6 protein-coding genes are annotated in these 2,470 nt (G+C 59.3%); all 6 read right to left on the reverse strand.

Features of this window, described 5'->3' with window-relative positions; translation table 11 throughout:
- The coding region (rplF, locus tag QZY06_RS05480; protein ID WP_295681304.1) for a 50S ribosomal protein L6 at window positions 1–495 on the reverse strand (495 nt) is incomplete at its 3' end.
- Between the two features lie 15 nt (window positions 496–510).
- Window positions 511–906: a 30S ribosomal protein S8 gene (gene rpsH, locus QZY06_RS05485; RefSeq protein ID WP_293390685.1), complete on the reverse strand. Its 396-nt coding sequence runs from the start codon at window positions 904–906 to the stop codon at window positions 511–513.
- Between the two features lie 88 nt (window positions 907–994).
- Window positions 995–1,300: a 30S ribosomal protein S14 gene (gene rpsN, locus QZY06_RS05490; RefSeq protein WP_022978602.1), complete on the reverse strand. Its 306-nt coding sequence runs from the start codon at window positions 1,298–1,300 to the stop codon at window positions 995–997.
- Window positions 1,301–1,314: 14 nt separating this feature from the next.
- The gene (rplE, locus tag QZY06_RS05495; RefSeq protein WP_295681316.1) at window positions 1,315–1,854 is read right to left on the reverse strand and encodes a 50S ribosomal protein L5; all 540 of its coding nucleotides are present in this window, start codon (window positions 1,852–1,854) and stop codon (window positions 1,315–1,317) included.
- 41 nt (window positions 1,855–1,895) lie between these two features.
- Window positions 1,896–2,222, reverse strand: a complete 327-nt coding sequence (gene rplX, locus QZY06_RS05500; RefSeq protein WP_367275571.1) for a 50S ribosomal protein L24 — start codon at window positions 2,220–2,222, stop codon at window positions 1,896–1,898.
- Between the two features lie 16 nt (window positions 2,223–2,238).
- Window positions 2,239–2,470 (reverse strand): uL14 family ribosomal protein (locus tag QZY06_RS05505; protein WP_295681324.1); only part of this gene is annotated, 232 nt, incomplete at its 5' end.

The raw sequence follows: 2,470 nt of genomic DNA on the forward strand, positions 1-2,470 counted from the left end.
GTCCGAGTAGCGAACGCCCTTGCCCTTGTAAGGCTCTGGCGGACGATAGCTGCGCAGCTTCGCGGCGACCTGGCCGACCATGTGCTTGTCGGCACCCTGGATCAGCACTTCGGTCTGCGTCGGCACGGTGATCGTGATGCCATCCGGCACCATGAAATCAACCGGATGCGACAGACCAACCGCCAGATTCAGCTTCTTGCCGGTCAGCGTGGCGCGATAGCCGACGCCGACCAGAATCAGCTTCTTCTCGTAACCCTTGGTGACGCCGAGGACCATGCTCGCCAGCAGGGCGCGCACAGTACCAGACATTGCCGGCGACGACTTGATCGAAGCCTCGGCAATGGTGACGACACCATTGTTGAGCTCAACCTGCACTTCCTTCGGCAGCGGCAGCGACAGGGTTGCCTTGGCACCCTTCACGCTCAACTCCGAGGCCGAGCTCTTGAACTCGACACCTGCCGGAATGATGACCGGCATTTTTGCGACACGAGACATGTTCGATCTTCCTCTTTAAGCGACGATGCAGACGACTTCGCCGCCCTGACCAGCAGCCCGAGCCTTGCGGTCGCTGAGCATGCCCTGGGACGTCGAAATGATCGCCACACCCAAACCGGCCAGCACGCGCGGCAGCTCATCGCTCGCCTTGTAGATGCGCAGGGACGGCTTGCTGATGCGATCCAGACGCTCGATGACCGGCTTGCCCTGGAAGTACTTCAGGGTAACGTTGATCGTCTTCTTCTGGCCTTCGGTCGTGACCGAATATTCGCCGATGTAACCCTCGTCTTTCAGCACGGCCGCGATGGCTTCGCGCTGCTTCGACGACGGCGACGTGATGAACTTCTTTCGGGCGGACTGACCGTTGCGGATGCGGGTCAGAAAATCGCCGATTGGATCGTTGATGCTCATTGAATGATGTCCAGGGGGTTGGCCGGTGGTCCACCACATTGCTTTTCAGCGTTGTGGTGCCTCGCCGACAACTGGTTTCAGAAAGTGCTTACCAGCTGGCCTTTTTCAAGCCAGGGATTTCGCCGCGCGTTGCTGCTTCGCGAAGCTTGGTGCGCGAAAGACCGAACTTGCGGTAGACACCGCGCGAACGACCAGTCACGTTGCAACGGTTGCGCTGGCGAGTCGGGCTCGAATCGCGCGGCAGCTTTTGCAGACTGTCGACAGCCGCCATGCGCTCGTCATACGAGGCAGTCGGGTCAACAATCGTCGCCTTCAGCGCATTGCGCTTCTTGGCAAATTTCTTGACGAGTTCGGCGCGGTTCTTCTCGCGCTCCAGCATATTGGTCTTGGCCATGGATCAGACTCGTCTTACTTGCGGAACGGGAAGCTGAAAGCGTCGAGAAGGGCACGGCCTTCCTCGTCGTTCTTCGCGGTGGTGGTGATCGTGATGTTCATGCCGCGGATGGCGTCGACCTTGTCGTAGTCGATTTCCGGGAAAATGATCTGTTCGGTGATGCCGAAGTTGTAGTTGCCCTGGCCGTCAAAGCCAGTCGCCTTCAGACCAAGGAAGTCACGGATACGCGGCAGCGCGATCGCGATCAGACGCTCGAGGAACTCGTACATCTGCTGGCTGCGCAGCGTGACCTTCACGCCGACCGGATAGTTCTCGCGAACCTTGAACGCGGCGATCGAGATGCGGGTCTTGGTGACCACCGGCTTCTGGCCGGCAATCGCGACCATGTTCGCAACGGCGTGTTCGATGACTTTCTTGTCGGAAGTCGCCTCGCCCACGCCCATGTTCAGGGTGATCTTGGTGATCTTCGGAATCGCCATCACGTTGCACTGGAGCTTCTCGCGAAGCGCCGGCGCAACAGTGTTCTGGTAGTACGTCTGCAAATTAGCGGCCATGACCTGTTCTCAATACCAAATACTGACGCAGTGCCCCGGACTCAAGCGTCCAGAACATCCTGGTTCGACTTGAAGTAACGCACCTTGCGACGGGCTTCGCCTTCGCCGAGGAACTTGAAACCCACGCGATCGCCCTTGCCGGTCTTCGCGGTGAACAGCATCACGTTGGACGCGTCGAGCGGCATTTCCTTCTCGACGATGCCGCCGCTGATGCCAGCCTGCGGGTTGCCCTTCTGATGCTTCTTGGCCAGGTTCAGGCCTTCAACAATGATCTTGCCGTCATCCTGGACGACGGACACAGTGCCGCGACGGCCCTTGTCCTTGCCAGTGATGACGATGATTTCGTCGCCTTTTTTGATCTTGCGCATGATTTTCTCTACGACTTCAGAGGACTTCGGGGGCCAGCGAAATGATGCGCATGAAACGTTCGCGCAGCTCACGGGTCACCGGTCCGAAAATACGGGTACCGATCGGTTCCAGCTTGGTGGTCAGCAGCACCGCCGCGTTGGTGTCGAAGCGGATGGTCGAGCCATCCGGACGGCGCACGCCCTTCTTGGTACGAACCACGACGGCGTCGTGCACTTCGCCCTTCTTGACCTTGCCGCGCGGGATCGCA

This window comes from uncultured Nevskia sp., assembly GCF_903885465.1.
Lineage (GTDB): Bacteria > Pseudomonadota > Gammaproteobacteria > Nevskiales > Nevskiaceae > Nevskia.

Coding starts and splice junctions, on each gene's coding strand:
- rpsH (WP_293390685.1), bottom strand. CDS start 906: ATGAGCATCAACGATCCAATCGGCGATTTTCTGACCCGCATCCGCAAC.
- rpsN (WP_022978602.1), bottom strand. CDS start 1,300: ATGGCCAAGACCAATATGCTGGAGCGCGAGAAGAACCGCGCCGAACTC.
- rplE (WP_295681316.1), bottom strand. CDS start 1,854: ATGGCCGCTAATTTGCAGACGTACTACCAGAACACTGTTGCGCCGGCG.
- rplX (WP_367275571.1), bottom strand. CDS start 2,222: ATGCGCAAGATCAAAAAAGGCGACGAAATCATCGTCATCACTGGCAAG.